This is a genomic window from Pseudoxanthomonas sp. JC1303 (assembly GCF_058448525.1).
The window spans coordinates 3,462,936-3,484,271 of sequence record NZ_CP185958.1 but is presented as its reverse complement, the minus strand read 5'-3'; the positions used below and the strand labels follow the sequence as shown (position 1 = coordinate 3,484,271).

The window sequence follows — 21,336 nt, the reverse complement described above, 5'->3', positions numbered from 1 at the left end:
GCCCGGCTTGTCCGGGCCTTCGTTTGTGCGGTGCGGGTCCGGGGTAAAATGTCGCGGATGACTACTCCTGCCTCCCATACCGCCGGCGCGCTGGCGCAGCGTTTCGGCCTGGAACTGCATGGCCCGGCCGAGACCAGCGTCACCGGCGTCGCCACCCTGGCCGCGGCGCGCGGCGGGCAACTCGCCTTTCTCGCCAACCCACGCTACGCCGACCTGCTGGCCACCACCCAGGCCTCGGTCGTGATCGTGGGCCGCGACCATGCCGAAGGCGTGCGCGGTGTGGCCCTGGTGGCCAAGGACCCGCATGCGACCTTCGCCAAGGTGTCCGAGCTGTTCGAACCGAAGTATCCGCGCCCGGCCGGCATCCACCCCTCGGCCGTGGTCGACCCCTCGGCGTCCATCGCGGCCAGCGCCAGCATCGGTCCGCATGTCTGCATCGGCGCCAACAGCATCATCGGCGAGCACTGCGTGGTCGGCCCGGGCTGCGTGATCGGCGAGGACTGCGTGCTGGGCGATGGCTGCGAACTGATCGCCCGCGTGACGCTGGTCGTGCGCGTGCGCCTGGGGCGCAATGTCCGCGTCCACCCCGGCGCGGTGCTGGGCGCGCAGGGCTTCGGCCTGGCGATGGAGGCCGGCCGCTGGCTCAACGTGCCGCAGCTCGGCGGTGTGGTGATCGGTGACGACTGCGAGATCGGGGCCAATACCTGCATCGACCGCGGCGCGCTGGAAGACACCGTGCTGGCCGAGGACGTGCGCGTGGACAACCTCATCCAGATCGCCCACAACGTGCAGATCGGCGCGCACACCGCCATGGCCGCGCAAGTGGGCATTGCGGGCAGCGCCAAGATCGGCCAGTACTGCATGCTGGCCGGCAAGGTCGGCGTCGCCGGCCATCTGGAAATCGGCGACAAGGTCACGGTGCTGGCCATGTCCATGGTCGCCGGCCCGGTCACCGAGCCGGGCACCTATGCCTCTTCCCTTCCCATCACCGATGTCCGCACCTGGCGCAAGAACGCAGCGCGTTTCCGCCAACTGGACGCGCTTGCCCGCCGGATTCCCTCCGGCAAGGAGCCCGTAGAAACACCATGACCACCAACCTGGAACTCCCGCTCACCATCGAGACCATCCAGCGCCTGCTGCCGCATCGCTATCCGTTCCTGCTGGTGGATCGCGTCACCGAGCTGGAGCCGGACAAGCGCATCAAGGCCTACAAGAACGTGAGCTTCAACGAGCCGTTCTTCATGGGCCATTTCCCCGAGCGCTCGGTGATGCCCGGCGTGCTGATCATCGAGGCGCTGGCCCAGGCCGGTGGGTTGATCACGCAGATCTCCAATGGCGAAGCCGCGGCGTGCAAGCTGTTCTATCTGGTCAAGGTGGAAAGCGCCAAGTTCAGCGCGCCGGTGGTCCCGGGCGATCGCCTGGAAATGGAAGTCTCGATCAAGCGCAAGATCCGCAACATGGCCGTGTACGAAGGCATCGCGCGCGTGGACGGCAAGCAGGTGGCCTGTGCCGAGATCCTGTGCGCCGAAGTCGACAAGTCCAAGGAGCAATGAGCCGATGTCCGACACGCTGATCCATCCCTCCGCCGTGGTCGACCCCGGCGCGAAGTTGGGCGCTGGCGTGCAGGTCGGCGCCTTCAGCCTGATCGGTGCCGAGGTGGAAATCGGCGATGGCACCATCGTCGGCCCGCACTGCACCGTCACCGGCCCCACCCGGATTGGCAGCGAGAACCATTTCGTCGGCCATGTCGCCGTTGGTGGCCCGCCGCAGGACAAGAAGTTCAAGGGCGAGCGGACCGAACTGGTGATCGGCGACCGCAACGTGATGCGTGAGTTCGTCACCCTCAACCGTGGCACGGCCACCGGCACCAGCGTGACCCGCATCGGCGACGACAACTGGCTGCTGGCCTACACCCACGTGGCCCACGACTGCGATGTCGGCAGCCATTGCGTGTTCTCCAACAACACCACCCTGGCCGGACACGTGACCATCGGCGACTGGGTGATCATGAGCGGCTTCTCCGGCGCCCATCAGTTCTGCCGCATCGGCGCGCATGCCTTCATCGGCATGGGTGCGCTGGTGGGCGGCGACGTCACGCCGTTCACCATGGTGGCCGCCGACGAACACGGCCGTCCGCGCGGCATCAACAGCGAGGGGCTCAAGCGCCGTGGCTTCGAGCCCGAGCGCATTTCGGCGATCAAGCGCGCCTACCGCACCCTGTATGTCGCCGGCCTGCCGCTGGCCGATGCCCAGGCGCAGCTGGCCGAACAGGCCAGGGACAGTGCCGATGTCCAGGCCATGCTCGACTTCATCACCAGCGGCGAGCGTCGCCTGCTGCGTTGAACGGAGCGAAGTGGCATGGCTGAGACCATCAGCGCCTCGCGGCCCCTGCCCGAGCTGAGGACGGGGGCCGCGCCGGCCCGCCCCCTACGCATTGCGCTGGTCGCAGGCGAGGCCTCCGGCGACGCACTGGGCGCTGGCCTGGTCTCCGAGCTGCGCCGCCGTCATCCCGACGCACACTTTGCCGGCATCGGTGGACCGGCGATGCGCGCGGCCGGGCTGGATGCGTGGTTCGATGCCAGCGAACTGGCGGTGATGGGCCTGGCCGAAGTGCTGCGCCACCTGCCGCGCCTGCTGAAGCTGCGCCGGTCGCTGCGCCAGCGGCTGCTGGACTGGCAGCCGGATGTCTTCGTCGGGATCGATGCGCCGGACTTCAACCTGGGGGTCGAGCGGTGGCTCAAGCAGCGCGGCGTACGCACCGTGCACTACGTCAGCCCCTCGGTGTGGGCCTGGCGCGAGCAACGCGCGGCCAAGATCGGCGCCAGCGCCGATCGGGTGCTGTGCCTGTTCCCGATGGAGCCGGCCATCTACGCGCGCCACGGGGTGGACGCGCGGTTCGTCGGCCATCCGATGGCCGATGCCCTCCCCCTGCAACCCGACCGTGAGGCCGCCCGCGCCGCGCTAGGCCTGGACCGGCGACCGGTGCTCGCGGTGCTGCCTGGCAGCCGCATGGGCGAAGTCGGCCGCCTGGCCGCCCCCTTCATCGAAGCCGCGCGCCGTGTCGCCGAGCAGGTACCCGACCTGCAAGTGGTCATCCCCGCTGCCAATGCCGCCTGCCGCGCTGCGCTGGAGCCGCTGCTGGCGTCCACGTCCTTCCCGTCACCGCCTCCGCGGCTGCTCGATGGACAGGCCCGCGAGGCGATGGTGGCCAGCGACGTGGTGCTGCTCGCCTCCGGCACCGCCACCCTTGAGGCGATGCTGGCCAAGCGGCCGATGGTGGTCGGCTACAAGGTCGCCCCGCTGTCGGCGTGGCTCGCACGCAAGCTGAAATTGCTCAAGGTCACGCGCTTTGCCCTGCCCAATATCCTGGCCAACGAGGATCTGGCGCCGGAACTGATGCAGGAAGACTGCACGCCCGAGCGCCTGGCCGAGGCGGTGCTGGCCTGGTTCAAGCACCCCGACGCGATGGCGACGCTGCAGACGCGCTATGTCGACCTGCACGCACAGCTACGCCAGGACGCGTCCGCGCGCGCCGCCGATGCGGTGGAGGCGCTCATCGGGGACCGGGAACCGGGGGGCGTGGCCCGGGAAAAGCAGGGATGAACTGGGTCGATCCGCTCATGGGCCGCCCTGGGTCCACTGTCCCCGCCGCCGAGTCCCGGCTCCTGGTCGCCGGTGTCGACGAAGCCGGGCGCGGGCCGCTGGCCGGGCCGCTGACCGTGGCGGCGGTGGTGTTCGACCCGGCACGCCCGCGCATCAACGGGCTGGACGACTCCAAGCAGCTCAACGCCGCCAAGCGCGAACTGCTCTACGGACGCATCGTCGAACGTGCCCTGGCCTGGCACGTGGAAGTACTGGAAGTGGCCGACATCGACCGCTTCAACATCTTCCAGGCCACCATGCTGGGCATGTGCCGGGCCGTGCAGGCCGTGGCGCACGTGGCCGGCGTGGCCCACATCGACGGCAACAAGGTGCCGCCCGGGCTGCCCTGCCCCGGCCACGCGCTGATCGGCGGGGACGGCCGTGACCGCGCCATCATGGCCGCTTCGATCCTGGCCAAGGTCACCCGCGACCGGATGATGGCCGCGCTGCACGACCAGCACCCCGCCTACGACTTCGCCACCCACAAGGGCTATGGCACGCCGGCGCATCTGGCCGCGCTGCGCAGCCACGGGCCCTGCGTCCAGCATCGGCACAGTTTCGCGCCGGTACGTGAGGCCGCCGCCGCACGCGCGGGGCTCGGACAGGTGGCGCTGTTCTGACGGGATGCGTGGCCTGAACGAGGCCTTCCGGTGCCCCCCGTTCCGGCCAGACACCCTGGCCTGTCAAGCCTGCCCCACCCCTGCCGCCGCGCGTACACTGCTTCCGATGTCTTCCCGTTTCGTCCACCTCCACCTGCACACCGAATTCTCGCTGGCGGATTCGACCATCCGTGTCCCGGAGAAGCCCGACCAGGGCCTGCCGGCCAACGCCAAGCGCCCCAACCTGGTCAGCCGGGCGGTGGAGCTGCAGGCGCCGGCGCTGGCGGTCACCGACCGCAACAACCTGTTCGCGCTGGTGAAGTTCTACAACGCCTGCGAAAAGGCCGGAATGAAGGCCATCGCCGGCGCCGACGTCAGCGTGATCGAGGAAGACGGCACGCCGTGGACGATGACCCTGCTGTGCCGCGACCACGGCGGCTACCTCACCCTCTCGCGCCTGCTCACCCGCGCCTGGCTGGAAGGCCATCGCACCGAGGGCGTGGCGATCGACCCGGCCTGGCTGCGCGCCGACACCTCGGGGCTGTTCGGCATCATCGGTCGCAACAGCCAGGCCGGCCGCCTGGCCGCCAGCGGTCGCCATGACCTGGCTGAGCAGCACATCGCCGACTGGCAGCGCGCCTTCGACGAAGGGCTGCACCTAGAGCTGACCCGCACCCAGCGCGCGGGCGAGGAGGCCTTCAACGCCTTCGCCCTGCATGCGGCCGCCGCCCGTGGCCTGCCGGTGATCGCCAGCAACGACGTGCGCTTCCTGGAACCGGAGGGGTTCGACGCCCACGAGGCGCGCGTGTGCATCGCCGCCGGTCGCGTGCTGGACGATCCCAAGCGGCCGCGCGACTACAGCCGCGAGCAATACCTCAAGTCCGCCGAGCAGATGTCCGAGCTGTTCGCCGATGTGCCCGACGCGATCGACAACACCTGGGCGCTGGCCCAGCGCTGCAACATCGAGCTCAAGCTCGGCACCTACTTCCTGCCGGCCTATCCGGTGCCGGACGAGGAGACGCTGGACAGCTGGATCCGCAGCGAAGCGCGCCGCGGCCTGGACGCGCGCCTGGAGAAGAATCCGCTGGCCGCCGGCAAGACCCGGCAGGACTATGTGGACCGCCTGGAATTCGAGCTGGACACCATCATCAAGATGGGCTTCCCCGGCTACTTCCTGATCGTGGCCGACTTCATCCAGTGGGGAAAGAACCAGGGCATCCCGATCGGCCCGGGGCGAGGCTCTGGCGCCGGCTCGCTGGTGGCCTGGGCGCTGCAGATCACCGACTTGGACCCGCTGCCGTACAACCTGCTGTTCGAACGATTCCTCAATCCCGAGCGCGTGTCGATGCCCGACTTCGACATCGACTTCTGCATGGACCGGCGCGACGAAGTCATCGACTACGTCGCGCGCAAGTACGGCCGCGACCGGGTCAGCCAGATCATCACCTACGGCACCATGGCCGCCAAGGCGGTGGTGCGCGATACCGGGCGCGTGCTCGGCTTCCCGTACGGCTTCGTCGATGGCGTGGCCAAGCTGATTCCCAACATCCTGGGGATCACGCTCAAGGACGCGATGGGCGAAGGCAAGGATTCGGAGATGGCCTCGGCCGAACTGATCCAGCGCTACGCCAGCGAAGACGACGTGCGCGACCTGATCGATCTGGCGCGCCAGCTGGAAGACCTCACCCGCAACGCTGGCAAGCACGCTGGCGGCGTGGTGATCGCGCCCTCGCCACTGAGCGACTTCAGCCCGCTGTTCGCCGAACACGACGAGGGCACGCTGGGCAAGAACCCGGTCACCCAGTTCGACAAGAACGACGTGGAAGCCGTGGGGCTGGTGAAGTTCGACTTCCTGGGCCTGCGTACGCTGACCATCATCGACTGGGCGGTGAAGGCCATCAACGCGCGCCACGCGCGTGCCGGCATCGATCCGGTGGACATCTCGGCCATTCCGCTCGATGACGCGGCCACCTACAAGGACATCTTCGCGGCGGCCAACACCGGCGCGGTGTTCCAGTTCGAATCCTCGGGCATGCGGCGCATGCTCAAGGACGCCAAGCCCGACCGCTTCGAGGACCTGATCGCGCTGGTGTCGCTGTACCGCCCCGGCCCGATGGACCTGATCCCCGACTTCATCGCGCGCAAGCACGGCCAGCAGGAGTTCGATTACCCGGACCCGCGCACCGAGGACATGCTGGCCGACACCTACGGGATCATGGTGTACCAGGAGCAGGTCATGCAGATGGCCCAGATCGTCGGCGGCTACTCGCTGGGCGGCGCGGACCTGCTACGCCGCGCGATGGGCAAGAAGGTGCCGGCCGAGATGGCCAAGCACCGCGAGATCTTCCGCGCCGGTGCGGCCAAGGGCAACGTCGACCAGGCCAAGGCCGACGAGATCTTCGACCTGATGGAGAAGTTCGCCGGCTACGGCTTCAACAAGTCGCACGCCGCCGCCTACGCCCTGGTCAGCTACCAGACCGCCTGGCTCAAGCGCCATTACCCGGCCGAGTTCATGGCCGCCACGCTGTCCTCGGACATGGACAACACCGACAAGGTGGTGGGCTTCCTGGGCGAGGCGCGCGGCCTGTCGCTGGAGGTGCTGCCACCGGAGGTGAACCACTCGGACTTCATGTTCGTGGCCACCGGGGCGGACACCATCCGCTACGGCCTGGGCGCGATCAAGGGCGTGGGCCAGGGTGCGTGCGAAGCCATCGTGGCCGAGCGCCAGCGCGGCGGTGCGTATCGCGACCTGTTCGACTTCTGCAAGCGCACCGAGGCCGCGCGCCTCAATCGCCGCACCCTGGAGGCGATGATCAACGCCGGCGCGCTGGACGAGCTGGGCAAGAACCGCGCCTCCCTGCTGCTGCAGGTGCCCGAGGTGATGAAGGCCATCGACCAGCTGGCCAAGAACCGCAACGCCGGCATCGTGGACATGTTCGGCGCCAGTGCCGGCGGCGACGACATCCAGATCGAACTGGCCGAATGCGACGAGGCGCCGCTGGCGCAGAAGCTCGCCGCCGAACGCGACACCTTGGGCTTCTACCTCTCCGGTCATCCGATGGATCCGTATCGCGACGACCTGCGCGCCCTGGTCGGTAACGACCTGGGCAGCCTGGACACCATCTGGGCGTCCAGCCAGTCCGGTGGCGGTGGCGGCGGTGAACGCAAATGGCGACCGGGGGTGACCGCGGTCCTGGCCGGCAAGGTCGTCGCGGTGCGGCAGAAGGGCGACAGCCAGAGCTTTGTCACCCTCGAGGACGGACGTGGCCGGGTCGAGTGCAGCGCCTTCTCCGATGCGATGGCCGAGTTCGGCCAGCTGCTGACCCGCGACCGCATCCTGGTGGTCAAGGGCGAGCTGCGCGAGGACGAGTTCAACGGCGGCTACAGCCTGCGCCTACGCCAGGTGTGGGACTACGCCCAGCTGGTCCAGGCCACGCAGAAGCTGTCGGTCCGCCTGGACCTGCGCGTGCCCGGCACGCTGGAGCGCATCGAGGCCCTGCTCGACCGGTATCGCCCGGGACGCACCTCGCTGCGCCTGGACCTGCTGCTGCCCGGCGGCGTGGCCGGCATGGTGGAGATCAACGGCAGCCAGTCGGTGCTGGTGGACGCGGACCTGCTGGGCACGCTGCGCGACCTGCCCGGCGTACGCACGGTCAAGATGGCCGTCGGCCACCGCCCCTGGGCCCATTGAGCCCGCGCCACCGCCAGCCCCCACTCCCTTCACCACACTGCCCGGTACGGGGCGTTTCCCCCGCATGGGCTAAACTCCCCGTTTTACGGCCGAACGCTTGCCGATGAATCCCAACTACCTCGATTTCGAACAGCCCATCGCCGACCTGGAAGCCAAGATCCAGGAGCTGCGCAGCGCAAGCGCCGGCCCGGCGGTCAATGTCGATGCCGAAGTGCGCGCCCTGCAGGACAAGCTGCGCGTGCGCACGGCCCAGATCTTCCGTGACCTGACCTCATGGCAGGTCTCCCAGCTCTCGCGCCATCCGGCCCGTCCCTACGCCCTGGACTACATCAAGGTGTTCTGCGACGAGTTCCAGGAGCTGGCCGGCGACCGCGCCTTTGCCGACGACAAGGCCATCGTCGGCGGCCTGGCCCGCATCGGCGGTCGCCCGGTCATGCTCATCGGCCACCAGAAGGGCCGCGCAACCAAGGAAAAGATCCTGCGCAACTTCGGCATGCCCAAGCCGGAGGGCTACCGCAAGGCGCTGCGCCTGATGAAGATGGCCGAACGCTTCGGCCTGCCGGTGCTGACCCTGATCGATACCGCTGGCGCCTGGCCGGGCATCGACGCCGAGGAACGTGGCCAGTCCGAGGCCATCGCCCGCAACCTGATCGAGATGGCCGAGCTGAAAGTCCCGATCATCTGTACCGTGATCGGCGAAGGCGGCTCGGGCGGCGCGCTGGCGATCGGGGTGGGCGACCGCACCATCATGCTGGAATACAGCACCTACTCGGTCATCACCCCCGAAGGCTGCGCCTCGATCCTGTGGAAGGACGCCGGCAAGGCCAAGGATGCTGCAGAACAGCTGGGCCTGACCGCCAAGCGCCTGCGGGAGCTGGGCCTGGTCGATAAGGTCGTGCGCGAGCCGACCGGTGGCGCCCATCGCAACCCGCGGGCCATGGCCACGCGCCTGAAGGCCGTTCTGCTGGGCGAGCTGGACGCCTTGGCCGATGTGCCGGTCGACACCTTGCTGCAGCGCCGTTACGAGCGCCTGCGCAGTTACGGCGCCTACGAGGCCGCCTGATTCCTGGACCCGGTCCCATGCCTTCACGGAAATGGATTTCCGTCTACCTCAAGGCCGGCCCTGCAACGTTTTGCATGGCTGGCCTTGTCGTTTCCGGCTGACCACGCGTGATGGCGAACTCACGCCCCCTGCGGTGGTCCAACCGGAGGCAGGCGCGCGCCACGCGCCGCCTTCGCCTTCCGGCGGACTTCATCCCATTCACACCAATGCATTGCCCATGAGTCCCTTCTTCATTGTCTCCCTGCTCCTGCAGATCGCCTGCTGTATTCACGTGGCACGCAGCGGCCGGCCGATGTACTGGATGCTGCTGCTGATGGTGGGCTCGTATCTGGCGGTGCTGGTCTACGTCTTCGTCGCGGTGCTGCCGGACCTGCGCCACGATCCTTCAGGCCAACGCGCCATGCGCAAGGTCCGCGCCCAGCTCGACCCGGGCCGCGCCGCGCGCGCGGCCAATCGCGACCTGCAGGTGGCCGACACGCCTGAGAACCGCCGCCGGCTGGCCGAGGAAAGCCTGCGCACCGGGGACTTCGCCCGCGCCGAGGAGGCCTATCGCGGTGCGCTCAGGGGGCTTTACAAGGAGGATCCCGACCTGCTGCTGGGCCTGGCCCGCGCGCAGCATGGGCTGGGCCGGGCCCAGGAGGCACGCGACACGCTGCAGACCCTGCGCACGGCCAATCCGGACTTCCGCAACCACGAGGCCGACCTGCTCGAGGCCCGCGTGCTGGCCGAGACCGGTGCGATGGATGCGGCGCTGGAACGCTTCGAGACCGTCTCGCAGGCCTATCCGGGCGAAGAGGCCCGCGTCCGCTACGGACAGCTGCTGCGCCAGGCCGGCGACCAGGCCGGTGCCGCCGCGCAGTTCCGCGAAAGCCTGGAGCGCTCGCGGCACGCCCCGGCTTACTACCGGCGCGAACAGAAATCCTGGCTGGACCTGGCCCGGCGCGAACTGGCCGCCGTAGAGGGCTGATCGCACCAGCGTCTAGAACGCTGGTGCTAATCCCTCGCAAAACGCCCCATGCGCGCGCCTTACATCCAAGGCAACTCCGGTCAGCGCACGTTTGCAGCTCGAATGCGCATCACGGCATGCCGTCGCGCTGCCCGTAGAGCGGAGCTTGCTCCGCTGGGGCTTTCCCGTGCACGCCCGGCGTAGATGGATGTGGTCCCATGCGAAGGCATATACCGGGGTGTGAATTCCTGCGGCATCGGCAATTGCATGGGCAAAAGCAACAGCAGCGGAGCAAGCTCCGCTCTACAAGGGATGTGCGCTCGTTTCGCCACTTCACACCAAGCAAGAAGGCCGCATTCGCGGCCTTCTTGCCGGGCCGGTCGACGCGCTGGCGTGACCGGCCCAAAGGGCACGTCTGCTTACTTGGCCTGGAGCAATTGGCTCAGGGTGTCCTTGGTCCCGGGCAGACGCTCGAGCGAGGGATACTGCAGGCCGCCGTGATAATCGAGCTTGTAGGTCGTGTACCGGTCGAGGTTCTTGACCAGCAGTTCGATCGGCGCCTTGTCGGTCTTGGCCGCCGTCACCGCGTCCTTGATCACATCCGGCGAAAAGCTCTGGCCGTTGACCGCCACGACGGTCATCTCCGGCGCGATGCCGGCCTGGAAAGCCGGGCTGTCCCACAACACGTCGCCCACGTCGCCGTCGTTGCCCACCGCCATGCCCAGCGAGTAGGTCAGGTTGACGTACTTGCCACGGCCCTCGCTGGCCTTGATCGCCACGCTGGGCTTGTCGTTGAACACCAGCTTCCAACCGCTGGCCTCGATGCCGCCGGTCAGCGGCTTCTTGCCGTCCAGGCGATCGCGCAGGAAGCTCGTCCAGTCGTACGCGGCCACGCCGTTGAGCGTGTCCACCACGTCCTGGAACACATACGGCTTGACCACGTAGCTGCCGTTGTCCATCCCGAAGAACGCCTTGGCGAAATCATCGATGGACTTCTTGCCGCCGCTCAGTTCGCGGATCTTGGCGTCGGCCTCCAGCCACACCATCTGCCCGCCGGAGTAGTAGTCCTCGCTCAACTGGTAGTTGCGGTAGGACTGTGGCTGGCGCTGGTTGATGCTCGGGTCGTTGGTGGTGTCCTGCAGCGCACGCCACTGCAGTCCCGGGCGACCCTTGGCATAGGTAGCGGCCACGTTGGCCAGCGCGGCCATGGTCTGATCCTTGCTCCACAGGCCCGAGCGGGCGGCCATCACGTAGCCGTAGAACTGGGTCTGGCCCTCATAGACCCACAGCAGGCTGTCGCCCATGGGCACGTTGAAGTTCGGCGTGGCCAGGTCGGCGCCGCGGCGGAACTTGCCGTCCCAGGAGTGGTTGAACTCGTGCGGTAGCAGGTCGCGGCCGGCCCACTGCTCGTCCCACTTGGTGAAGTAGTCCGGACTGCCACTGTTCTCGCTGGAGCGATGGTGCTCCAGGCCGATGCCACCGAGCTGGTTGGTCAGCGCCAGCAGGAAGTCGTAGTGATCGTAGTGGTGCGCGCCGTAGAGCTTGTACATCTGCTCCACCAGCGCCTTGTGCTTGGCGATCTGCTCGGGCGTGGCCTCCAGCGACTTGGCCTGGTCGGCGAACACGTTGAGCTTGACCGGCGTGTCGCCCACGCTCAGGTCGAACTGCTTGTAGTACTTGCCGGCGTACAGCGGCGAGTCCTGCAGCACGTTCCACTTCAGCGTCTTGAACTCGACCGTGTCGCCGGAGCGGCTCGCGGTCTCGGCAGCCGTCGCGTAGGACCAGCCGGCCGGCAGCTTGACGCTGGCCTGGATCGGGATCTGGCGGCTGTAGTAGCCGGCCGGATACAGCGTGGTCAGGTTCCACTGCAGGTTGAGCATGTTGGGCGTCATCACCACGCGGCCCTGGTTGGGCGCCAGCGGCGAGAGATAGTCGAACTCCACCTGCAGCTCGCTCACGCCCTCCGGGATCTGCACCTTGAAGGCATAGACGTCGTACTGATCGCGCTTCCAATCCAGGGGCTTGCCGTTGGCGGTGAACTTGATCCCGGCGATCTTGTTGATCTGGCCGCTGGCGCGGTGATTGCCGGGGATCCATTCCGGATACAGCAGGGTCAGCTCGCCCGCGGTGACCGGCATGGTTTCGCGCACCTTGAAGATGCGGTGCTGCAGGTCGGTGGCATCCACGTCCAGATGCACCGTGCCGGGATACGGCACGTCCTGCGGCGGCGGCGTGGAGGACTGCTGCGCCACGGCGGGCGTAGCCAGCGCGCACAGCACGGCCAGCGCGATCGGCGACACGGGGTTCTTCATGGGGACTCCAGGAATGGCAACGGAAGGAAGACGCAGCCCTCGATCGTAGCGCCGCGCGGATGTGGCGGCGTCCTGCCATTGGTCATGGTCCGCAACGATGACCGGCAAAAGCAAAGGCCGCCCTGGGGCGGCCTTTGCTGAGACGAACCGGCGAACGCCGGGATCGCTCGTCCCTACATCATCATGTTGGCGTTCATGTTGTGCAGCACCCACAGGGAGCCGACGATCACGATGCCGATCACCAGCACGGTGAGGACGAAGACCACCACGTTCCAGCGCTGCGCCGCCGAGCGGTCCATGTGCAGGAAGAACACCAGGTGGACCACGATCTGCACCGCGGCCAGGACCGCCACCAGCAAGGCGGTCACGCCCGGCGGGAAGAAGCCGGTCATCACCAGCGCGAACGGGATCACCGTCAACAGCACCGCCCAGCCAAAGCCGACCAGGTAGGACTTGACGCTGCCGTGGCTTGCACCGGCTTCGTGCATGGCGTCGTGGGAATTGGGGGAATGATCGTGAGCGCTCATCACAGGGCTCCCAGCAGGTAGACGACGGTGAACACACCGATCCAGATGATGTCCAGGAAGTGCCAGAACAGGCTCAGGCACGCCAGGCGCGTCATGTTCTTCGGGGTCAACCCGCGCATCAGCACCTGGATCACCAGCACCGTCATCCACAGAATGCCGGAGGTGACGTGCAGGCCATGGGTACCCACCAGGCTGAAGAACGCCGACAGGAAGGCGCTGCGACCCGGGCCGAAGCCCTCCTCGATCAAGTGATGGAACTCATAGAGCTCCATGCCAAGGAAGCCGGCACCAAACAGGAAGGTGACGAACAGCCACAGCAGCAGCTGGGACTTGCTGCCCTTGTGCGCCCCGATCATCGCCAGACCAAAGGTCAGGCTGGAAAACAGCAGCAGGAAGGTTTCGACCAACACGAACTTCAGGTCGAAGATCTCCTTGCCCGTCGGTCCATCAACCGTGGCGCCGGACAGCACCGCATAGGCAGCGAACAGCCCCGAGAACAGCAGGCAGTCGCTCATCAGGTAGATCCAGAACCCGAAGATGGCGTTGCCGCCAGCGTCGTGATGGTCGTGGGCGTGCTCGTCGTGGTGAGCGTGGCTCATCGTGGTACTCGCGGACATGTCAGACAGCCTCCTGCGCCTGGGCGGCACGCAGCTTGTCCAGCTGGTCGTAGCGCGCGTTCTCGATGCGCTCGACCTCGGCGGCCGGCACGTAATAGTCGGTGTCCTCATCGAAGGTGCGGACGATGTAGCTGCCGACCATGCCGACCAGGCCCACGATGGCCATCCACCAGATATGCCAGATCATGCCGAAGCCCAGGACAATGCTGAAGGCGCCCATGAACACGCCGATGGACGTGTTGCGCGGCATGTGGATATCCTCGTAGTGGGTCGGACGCTGGTAGGCGGTGCCGGCCTTCTTGTCGCGCCAATGCTGGTCAAGGCCATTGACCACCGGCAGATGGGCGAAGTTGTAGAACGGCGCCGGCGAGGAGGTGGACCACTCCAGGGTGCGGCCATCCCACGGATCGCCGGTCAGGTCGCGGTTCTCGTTGCGCTTGTAGATGCTCCAGCCCAGCTGGATCAGGTTCAGCGCGATGCCGCAGGCGATGATCACCGCGCCGAAGGCGGCCACGTACAGCCACGGCACCCACTCGGGGTTGTTGTAGCTGTTCATGCGACGGGTCATGCCCAGGAAGCCCAGCACGTACAGCGGCATGAAGGCGGTGAAGAAGCCGATGATCCAGCACCAGAACGAGGCCTTGCCGAGCTTCTCGACCAGCTTGAAGCCAAAGGCCTTCGGGAACCAGAACGCCAGCCCCGCCAGGCAGCCGAACACCACGCCGCCGATGATCACGTTATGGAAGTGCGCGATCAGGAACAGGCTGTTGTGCAGCACGAAGGCCACCGCCGGGATCGCCAGCATCACGCCGGTCATGCCGCCGATGGTGAAGGTCACCATGAAGCCGATGGTCCAGTACATCATCGAGGTCATCTGGATGCGACCACGGAACATGGTGAACAGCCAGTTGAAGATCTTCACGCCGGTCGGCACCGCGATGATCATCGTGGTGATGCCGAAGAACGCGTTGACGTTGGCACCCGAGCCCATCGTGAAGAAGTGGTGCAGCCACACGATGAAGGACAGCACGCCGATGCAGCTGGTGGCCCAGACCATCGAGGTGTAACCGAACAGCGGCTTGCGCGAGAAGGTCTGCACGACCTCGGAGAACACGCCAAAGCACGGCAGGATCAGGATGTAGACCTCCGGGTGACCCCAGATCCAGATCATGTTGATGTACATCATGGCGTTGCCGCCACCGTCATTGGTGAAGAAGTGCATGCCCAGATAGCGGTCCGCGGTGAGCAGCGCCAGGGTGACGGTGAGGATCGGGAAGGCCGCGATCATCAGGATGTTGGTGATCAGCGCGGTCCAGGTGAAGATCGGCATGCGCATCAGGGTCATGCCCGGGGCGCGCATCTTGAGGATGGTCACCAGGAAGTTGATGCCGCTCAGCGTCGTGCCCAGACCCGAGATCTGCAGCGCCCATATGTAGTAGTCGACACCGACCCCTGGACTGTATTGCAGCTCGGAGAGCGGCGGGAACGCCAGCCAGCCGGTCTTGGCGAACTCACCGACGAACAGCGACAGCATGATCAGCACCACGCCGGCCACGAACAGCCAGAAGCTGAGCGAGTTCAGGAACGGATAGGCCACGTCGCGCGCGCCGATCTGCAGCGGCACGACGATGTTCATCAGGCCCACGATGAACGGCATGGCCATGAAGAAGATCATGATCACGCCGTGCGCGGTGAACACCTGGTCGTAGTGGTGCGGCGGCAGGAAGCCCGCCTCGCCTCCGTGGGCCAGCGCCAGCTGCGCGCGCATCATGATCGCGTCGGAGAAGCCACGCAGCAGCATGACCAGGGCAACGGCGATGTACATCACGCCGATCTTCTTGTGGTCGACCGAAGTCAGCCATTCGCGCCACAACCAGCCCCACTTCTTGAAGTAGGTCATCAGCGCCAGCACCGCCAGCCCGCCCAGCGCGACACCGGCAAAGGTGCCGATCAGGATCGGCTCGTGGTACGGGATCGCCTCGAGCGACAATTTGCCGAGCAACATTAGTGCGTCTCCTGCGGATTCTGCGATTCACCCGCCGGCGCCTGGACGCCGTCGTGGTGCATGTCGTCCATGCCTGGCATGGCGTCCATCGAATGCATGTCGTGGCCCTTCGGGGCTTCGTCTGCGGCGCCGTGCTCGCCGGCATGCGCATCGGCCTGCTTGGCCGCTTCGGTGCCAGGAGGCGCCGGATTGTCCATGCCGAGCATCTCGTGCCCGCCATGGCCGTGCGAACCCATCATGTACTTGGCCATGATCCCCTGGAACAGGCCCGGGGTCGCCGAGGCGTAGTACATCGGCGCCACGTTTTCGCTGGGCTTGGCCAGTTCGGCGTAGGAGGCCTCATCCAGCGCCTTGCCCGAGGCCTTCGCCTTGGCCACCCAGGCGTCGAAGCCGGCCTGATCGGTGGCGATCGCATTGAAGTGCATGCCCGAGAAGCCCGCGCCGCTGTAGTGCGAGGACAGGCCGCGGAAGGTGCCCTGCTCGTTGGCGATCAGATGGAGCTTGGTCTCCATGCCGGCCATCGAGTAGATCATCGTGCCCATCTGCGGAATGAAGAACGCATTCATCACCGAATCGGAGGTGATGCGGAAATTCAGCGGGGTCTTTTCCGGAAAGGCCAGTTCATTGACCGCCGCCACGTTCTGGTCCGGATAGATGAACAGCCACTTCCAGTCCAGCGACACGGCCTCGATGTTGACCGGTTTGACCTGCGAATCGAGCGGACGATACGGGTCCAGCGCATGCGAGGAGCGCCACACCAGCACGCCCAGCACGGTGATGATCACGCAGGGGATGGCCCAGACCACGATCTCGATCGGGGTCGAGTGGTGCCATTCCGGCTCGTAGCGGTTCTGCTTGGACGCCCGATAGCGGTAGGCGAACACCAGCGTCAACACGATCACCGGCACCACCACCAGCAGCATCAGCACCGTGCAGGTCACGAGCAGGTTGCGCTCGTCGATGCCGATCTGGCCCTTGGGGTTCAGGATGGCGGACTGGCAGCCGCCAAGAAACAACACACTTGCCAGCAAAATCCATGGACGCAGTCGTCCAGGAAGCTTCAGCAGGGACATGGTCTATCCGTTTGCGAGAAGAAATCGGCGTCCGAGCGGGCCCCGGCTTGCCGAACCCCGCAACACTGTCGCGCGTGACGGGCGCCTCAAGGGCCGGACGCAGGCGGGCAAGTGCTTGAACCGCACTATTTTATGCTGCCCCGCAGCATCTAGGAATCCCTAGGCCGATGCTTTTCCGTCAGCGATGACGCGAGCCCGTCGCCCAAGGGACAGGTCAGCGCCACGATCCGTCCTGGATCCATCGGAAGAGGCGCCGCAAGCGGCGACACACGGAATGCATCTTACTCTTCTGCGGTCGGCGATGCCCCCTCGCTGACGCGGGTCACACAGAGCGTGCAGCCGGCCACAAAAAAGCCCCGTCGGCACGCGACGAGGCTTTGATGAAGACGCTTTGGTGCCGGAAACAGGAGTCGAACCTGCGACCTACGCATTACGAATGCGCCGCTCTACCAACTGAGCTATTCCGGCGGGACGGCGAATTCTAGGGATCGCCTCGCCCCCGGTCAATTGACCAGTTGCAGGCGCAGCTCCTTGGGCAGGGCGAACACCATGCTTTCCGGCTGGCCCGCCAGCTCGGTCACGCCGCTGGCACCCAGCTCGCGCAGCCTAGCGATCACGCCATCGATCAGCACGTCCGGGGCCGAGGCGCCGGCAGTCACGCCCACGTGCTGCTTGCCGGCGATCCAGGCAGGATCGATCTCCTGCGCGCCGTCGATCAGGTGCGCCTCCACTCCGTCGCGTTGAGCAAGCTCGCGCAGGCGGTTGGAATTGGAGCTGTTCGGCGAGCCCACCACCAGGACCAGGTCGCATTCGCGCGCCAGGTCGCGCACGGCGTCCTGGCGGTTCTGGGTGGCGTAGCAGATGTCGTCGTTCTTGGGCCCCTGCATGGCCGGATACCGGGCCCGCAGCGCCTCGATGATGCCGACCGTGTCGTCGACCGACAGCGTGGTCTGGGTGGTATAGGCGAAGTTCTCTGGCTGCTCGATCCGCAGCGTGGCGACATCGTCGATGTCCTCCACCAGATAGATGCGCCCGGCGCCGCATTCGCGGTCCCACTGGCCCATGGTGCCCTCCACTTCCGGATGACCGGCGTGGCCAATCAGGACCACGTCACGACCGGCACGGCAGTGGCGTGCCACTTCCAGGTGGACCTTGGTCACCAGCGGGCAGGTGGCATCGAACACCTTCAGCCCGCGCCGCTCGGCCTCCTGGCGCACGGCCTGAGAGACGCCATGGGCGCTGAAGATCACCGTGTTGCCGTCGGGCACTTCGTCCAGTTCTTCGACGAAGATCGCGCCGCGAGCCTTGAGGTCGTCGACCACGAAACGGTTGTGCACGACCTCGTGGCGCACGTAGATCGGCGCGCCCAAGGTCTCGATGGCGCGTTTGACGATCTCGATGGCGCGATCGACGCCGGCACAGAAACCGCGGGGATTGGCGAGCAGGACATCCATGGGAATCAGTCCGACCGGCCGCACAGGACCGGATGAGTCGAAGAAGGAGCCATCATTATCCGGATTTGGCCCGGCGCTTGCCGTCCAGCAGGCCAAACAGGCCGATCCCGATCGCGCCGCAGACGATCGCCGAATCGGCGATGTTGAACGAGGGCCAGTAATGATCGCCCACGTACCACTGGATGAAATCCACCACGTGGCCGTGCATCAGGCGGTCGATCACATTGCCCAGCGCGCCACCGATGACCAGCGCGTACGGCAAGGCCACGCGCCATTCACCGCGCGGCGTGCGCGACAGCCACCAGGCAAGCAGCCCGCTGACACCGACCGCCAATGCGGTGAAGAACCAGATCTGCCAGCCGCCCGCCTGGCTCAGGAAACTGAAGGCCGCACCGGTGTTGTAGGTGCGATACCAGTTCCAGAACCCGTCGATGACCTTGACCGGCTGGAATTCCGGCAGGCTGGCCAGCACCCAGGCCTTGGACCACTGGTCCAGTCCGACCACGGCCGCCGAGAGCAGCAACCACACCAGCGCATTGGGCTTCTTTGCGACCACCTTCGCCTCGCTGCTCAGAACCATTGGCGGTCCTCGCCGGGACCGTCCACGTTGTCCACGCAGCGCCCGCACAGCTCCGGGTGTGCCGCGTAGGCGCCGACATCGGCGCGACGCTGCCAGCAGCGCACGCACTTGGGCTTGGTGGTCGGCGTGGCCAACACGAAGATCTCGTCGGCCTGCGCCTCGGTCACGGTCACGTCGCCGCTGATGAACAGGAACCGCAGCTCGTCGCCCAGCGCCTGCCAGTGTTTGGCCACGGCCGGGCCTGCGGTGATCGCGATCTCCGCATCCAGCGCCGCGCCGATCGCGCCGCTGGCGCGCATCGGTTCGAGTACCTTGGCCACCTGCTCGCGCAGGGCCAGCAGTTGGTCGAAGTCGGCCGCCGACAGCGCCGCATCGGCAGGCAGCGGCGCGAGCCCGTCGTAGAACACCGAGAACAGCACATTGTCCAGGCGCTTGCCCGGCAGGTAGCCCCACATCTCGTCGGCAGTGAAGCTCAGGATCGGCGCGATCCAGCGCACGAAAGCCTCGGCGATGCGGTACATCGCGCTCTGCGCGCTGCGACGCCCGCGCGAGTCGGCGGGCATCGTGTACAGGCGGTCCTTGGTGACATCCAGGTACAGCGAGCCCAGGTCCACGCTGCAGAAGTTCAGCAACGCCTGCACGATGGAGGCGAAGTCATAGCGCTCGTAGGCCGCCTTGATCTTCTCCTGCACTTCCCAGGCGCGATGCACGATCCAGCGATCCAGCGCGACCATGTCGTCCAGCTCGCGCAGGTGCACGGCCGGGTCGAAGCCATGCAGGTTGCCCAGCAGGAAGCGCGCGGTGTTGCGCAGGCGCCGGTAGGCATCGGCGTTGCGCTTGAGGATCTCCTGCGACAGCGACATTTCGTTGCTGTAGTCGGCGCTGGCGATCCACAGACGCAGGATGTCCGCGCCCAGGGTCTTCATGATGTCCTGCGGCTCGATGCCATTGCCCAGCGACTTGGACATCTTGCGGCCGTGCTCGTCCACGGTGAAACCGTGGGTCAGGCACTGCTTGTAAGGCGCGGCCTTGTCGATCGCCACGCCGGTCAGCAGCGAGGACTGGAACCAGCCGCGGTGCTGGTCCGAGCCTTCCAGGTACAGGTCGGCCGGCTTGCCGAAGCCACGCTCCAGCAGCACGCCCTCGTGGGTGACGCCCGAGTCGAACCAGACATCCAGGATGTCGGTGACCTTGTCGTAGTGCGCCGCCTCTTCGCCCAGCAGCTCGGCCGGCTCCAGGTCGTACCAGGCGTCGACACCGCCCTGCTCCACCTTCTGCGCGACCAGCTCCATCAGCTCGACCGAGCGCGGATGCGGCTCGTGGGTCTCACGATGGACGAACAGCGCGATCGGCACGCCCCAGGTGCGCTGACGGCTAATGCACCAGTCCGGACGCCCCTCGATCATGCTGGCGATGCGCGCCTGGCCCCAGGCCGGGAACCAGCCGACCTGCTTGATGGCGGCCAGCGCATCGCGACGCAGATTGGCCTGCTCCATCGAGATGAACCACTGCGGCGTGGCGCGGAACACCACTGGGGTTTTGTGCCGCCAGCAGTGCGGATAGCTGTGGGTCAGCGGATGAAAGGCCAGTAGCGCACCGTTGCCGCGCGCGGCCTCGACGATGGCGTCGTTGGCCTTCCAGATGTGCGTGCCGGCCAGCTCGAGATCGCCAAAAGCCGGCGTGGATGGCAGGTACACGCCACGCGCGTCGACCGGATTGATCTGCGCGGCCGTGTACTGCTCGATCAGGCCATACTGCAGGCCGACCGCATAGTCCTCCTGGCCATGGCCGGGCGCGGTGTGGACCGCGCCGGTGCCGTCTTCGGCCGAGACGTGATCGCCCAGGATCAGCGGGATATCACGCTGTGCGTAGAACGGATGCGCCAGCAGCAGGTGTTCCAGGGCGGCGCCCTTGGCCTGCCCCTTCACCACCACCTCGGACACGCCGTAGCGCGCCAGCGCGCGCTCGGCCAGGGCTTCGGCAACGACCAGCCAGCGCGGCGCGCCGGCGCGGTCCGGGCCTTCGACCAGGACGTAATCCAGGTCCGGCCCCAGGCTCACCGCCAGCGAGGCCGGCAGCGTCCACGGGGTGGTGGTCCAGATCGGCACGGCGACTTCGACACCGGCAGGCACCTCGACACCGAACGCGGCGCCCAGCGCCTGCGGATCGCGCGCGGCGTAGCCGACGTCGATCGCCGGGGACACCTTGTCCTGGTATTCGATCTCGGCCTCGGCCAGCGCCGAGCCGCAGTCGAAGCACCAGTGCACCGGCTTGGCGCCGCGCACCAGATGCCCGTTGGCGACGACCTTGGCCAGCGCGCGGATCTCATCGGCCTCGAAGCGGAAGTTCAGCGTCTTGTACGGGTTATCCCAATCGCCGATCACGCCCAGGCGCTTGAAATCGCGCCGCTGCAGGTCGATCTGCTCCTCGGCGTACTCGCGGCACTTCTGGCGGAAGGCCTTGGCGTCCAGCTTGGTGCCGACCTTGCCGTACTTCTTCTCGATCGCGATCTCGATCGGCAGGCCGTGGCAATCCCAGCCCGGCACGTAGGGCGCATCGAAGCCGGCGACATAGCGCGACTTGACGATGATGTCCTTGAGGATCTTGTTGACTGCATGTCCCAGGTGGATCTGGCCATTGGCATACGGCGGGCCGTCGTGCAGCACGAACAGCGGCCTGCCCTTGGCGTTGGCGCGCAGCTGGGCGTACAGGTCCTGGTCGTACCAGCGCTTGAGCGTGTCCGGCTCGCGCTTGGGCAGGTCGCCGCGCATCGGGAAATCCGTGGCGGGCAGTTGCAGGGTGGCTTTGTAATCAGTGCTCACGGCAA

At 66.7% G+C, this 21,336-nt stretch carries 16 protein-coding genes and 1 tRNA gene; 8 read left to right on the top strand and 9 right to left on the bottom strand.

What is annotated here, in order from left to right:
- Positions 1-57: 57 nt before the first annotated feature.
- From lpxD to ACORQU_RS15655, 8 genes are all read left to right on the top strand, one after another.
- Entirely contained in the window at positions 58-1,089 is a 1,032-nt protein-coding gene (gene lpxD / locus ACORQU_RS15690) for a UDP-3-O-(3-hydroxymyristoyl)glucosamine N-acyltransferase (protein ID WP_491642012.1), read from the top strand.
- The gene (fabZ, locus tag ACORQU_RS15685; protein ID WP_491642011.1) at positions 1,086-1,553 is read left to right on the top strand and encodes a 3-hydroxyacyl-ACP dehydratase FabZ; all 468 of its coding nucleotides are present in this window, start codon (positions 1,086-1,088) and stop codon (positions 1,551-1,553) included. The genes lpxD and fabZ overlap by 4 nt, the downstream gene beginning before the upstream one ends.
- A 4-nt stretch (positions 1,554-1,557) precedes the next feature.
- On the top strand, positions 1,558-2,343 hold the full coding sequence (gene lpxA, locus ACORQU_RS15680; protein ID WP_491642009.1) for an acyl-ACP--UDP-N-acetylglucosamine O-acyltransferase: 786 nt from the start codon (positions 1,558-1,560) through the stop codon (positions 2,341-2,343).
- A gap of 15 nt (positions 2,344-2,358) precedes the next feature.
- Positions 2,359-3,603 (top strand): lipid-A-disaccharide synthase, encoded by a 1,245-nt coding sequence (gene lpxB, locus ACORQU_RS15675; protein WP_491642008.1) that lies wholly within the window; start codon positions 2,359-2,361, stop codon positions 3,601-3,603.
- The gene (rnhB, locus tag ACORQU_RS15670; RefSeq protein WP_491642007.1) at positions 3,600-4,262 is read left to right on the top strand and encodes a ribonuclease HII; all 663 of its coding nucleotides are present in this window, start codon (positions 3,600-3,602) and stop codon (positions 4,260-4,262) included. The genes lpxB and rnhB overlap by 4 nt, the downstream gene beginning before the upstream one ends.
- Before the next feature lie 106 nt (positions 4,263-4,368).
- On the top strand, positions 4,369-7,932 hold the full coding sequence (gene dnaE / locus ACORQU_RS15665) for a DNA polymerase III subunit alpha (RefSeq protein WP_491642006.1): 3,564 nt from the start codon (positions 4,369-4,371) through the stop codon (positions 7,930-7,932).
- 103 nt (positions 7,933-8,035) lie between these two features.
- Complete coding sequence (locus ACORQU_RS15660) at positions 8,036-8,995, top strand: acetyl-CoA carboxylase carboxyltransferase subunit alpha (protein ID WP_491642004.1); 960 nt, start codon at positions 8,036-8,038, stop codon at positions 8,993-8,995.
- A 217-nt stretch (positions 8,996-9,212) separates the two neighbouring features.
- Positions 9,213-9,962, top strand: a complete 750-nt coding sequence (locus ACORQU_RS15655) for a tetratricopeptide repeat protein (RefSeq protein WP_491642003.1) — start codon at positions 9,213-9,215, stop codon at positions 9,960-9,962.
- A gap of 398 nt (positions 9,963-10,360) precedes the next feature.
- Here ACORQU_RS15655 and ACORQU_RS15650 read toward each other — a convergent pair whose 3' ends face one another.
- From ACORQU_RS15650 to ileS, 9 genes are all read right to left on the bottom strand, one after another.
- Positions 10,361-12,253: a M61 family metallopeptidase gene (locus tag ACORQU_RS15650; RefSeq protein WP_491642002.1), complete on the bottom strand. Its 1,893-nt coding sequence runs from the start codon at positions 12,251-12,253 to the stop codon at positions 10,361-10,363.
- Positions 12,254-12,426: 173 nt separating this feature from the next.
- Positions 12,427-12,780, bottom strand: a complete 354-nt coding sequence (gene cyoD, locus ACORQU_RS15645) for a cytochrome o ubiquinol oxidase subunit IV (protein ID WP_491642001.1) — start codon at positions 12,778-12,780, stop codon at positions 12,427-12,429.
- Positions 12,780-13,397, bottom strand: coding sequence for a cytochrome o ubiquinol oxidase subunit III (gene cyoC, locus ACORQU_RS15640; RefSeq protein ID WP_491642000.1), 618 nt, complete (start codon positions 13,395-13,397; stop codon positions 12,780-12,782). Before cyoC ends, cyoD begins: the two co-directional genes overlap by 1 nt.
- Position 13,398: 1 nt before the next feature.
- Positions 13,399-15,399: a cytochrome o ubiquinol oxidase subunit I gene (cyoB, locus tag ACORQU_RS15635; protein WP_491645153.1), complete on the bottom strand. Its 2,001-nt coding sequence runs from the start codon at positions 15,397-15,399 to the stop codon at positions 13,399-13,401.
- 2 nt (positions 15,400-15,401) lie between these two features.
- Positions 15,402-16,475, bottom strand: coding sequence for a ubiquinol oxidase subunit II (cyoA, locus tag ACORQU_RS15630; RefSeq protein WP_491641998.1), 1,074 nt, complete (start codon positions 16,473-16,475; stop codon positions 15,402-15,404).
- Between the two features lie 392 nt (positions 16,476-16,867).
- Positions 16,868-16,943 (bottom strand) — tRNA-Thr (locus tag ACORQU_RS15625).
- 35 nt (positions 16,944-16,978) lie between these two features.
- Positions 16,979-17,929 (bottom strand): 4-hydroxy-3-methylbut-2-enyl diphosphate reductase, encoded by a 951-nt coding sequence (gene ispH, locus ACORQU_RS15620; RefSeq protein WP_491641997.1) that lies wholly within the window; start codon positions 17,927-17,929, stop codon positions 16,979-16,981.
- A gap of 55 nt (positions 17,930-17,984) precedes the next feature.
- Positions 17,985-18,509 (bottom strand): signal peptidase II, encoded by a 525-nt coding sequence (lspA, locus tag ACORQU_RS15615; RefSeq protein WP_491641996.1) that lies wholly within the window; start codon positions 18,507-18,509, stop codon positions 17,985-17,987.
- Complete coding sequence (ileS, locus tag ACORQU_RS15610) at positions 18,500-21,331, bottom strand: isoleucine--tRNA ligase (RefSeq protein WP_491641994.1); 2,832 nt, start codon at positions 21,329-21,331, stop codon at positions 18,500-18,502. The genes lspA and ileS overlap by 10 nt, the downstream gene beginning before the upstream one ends.
- Between the last annotated feature and the right edge of the window lie 5 nt (positions 21,332-21,336).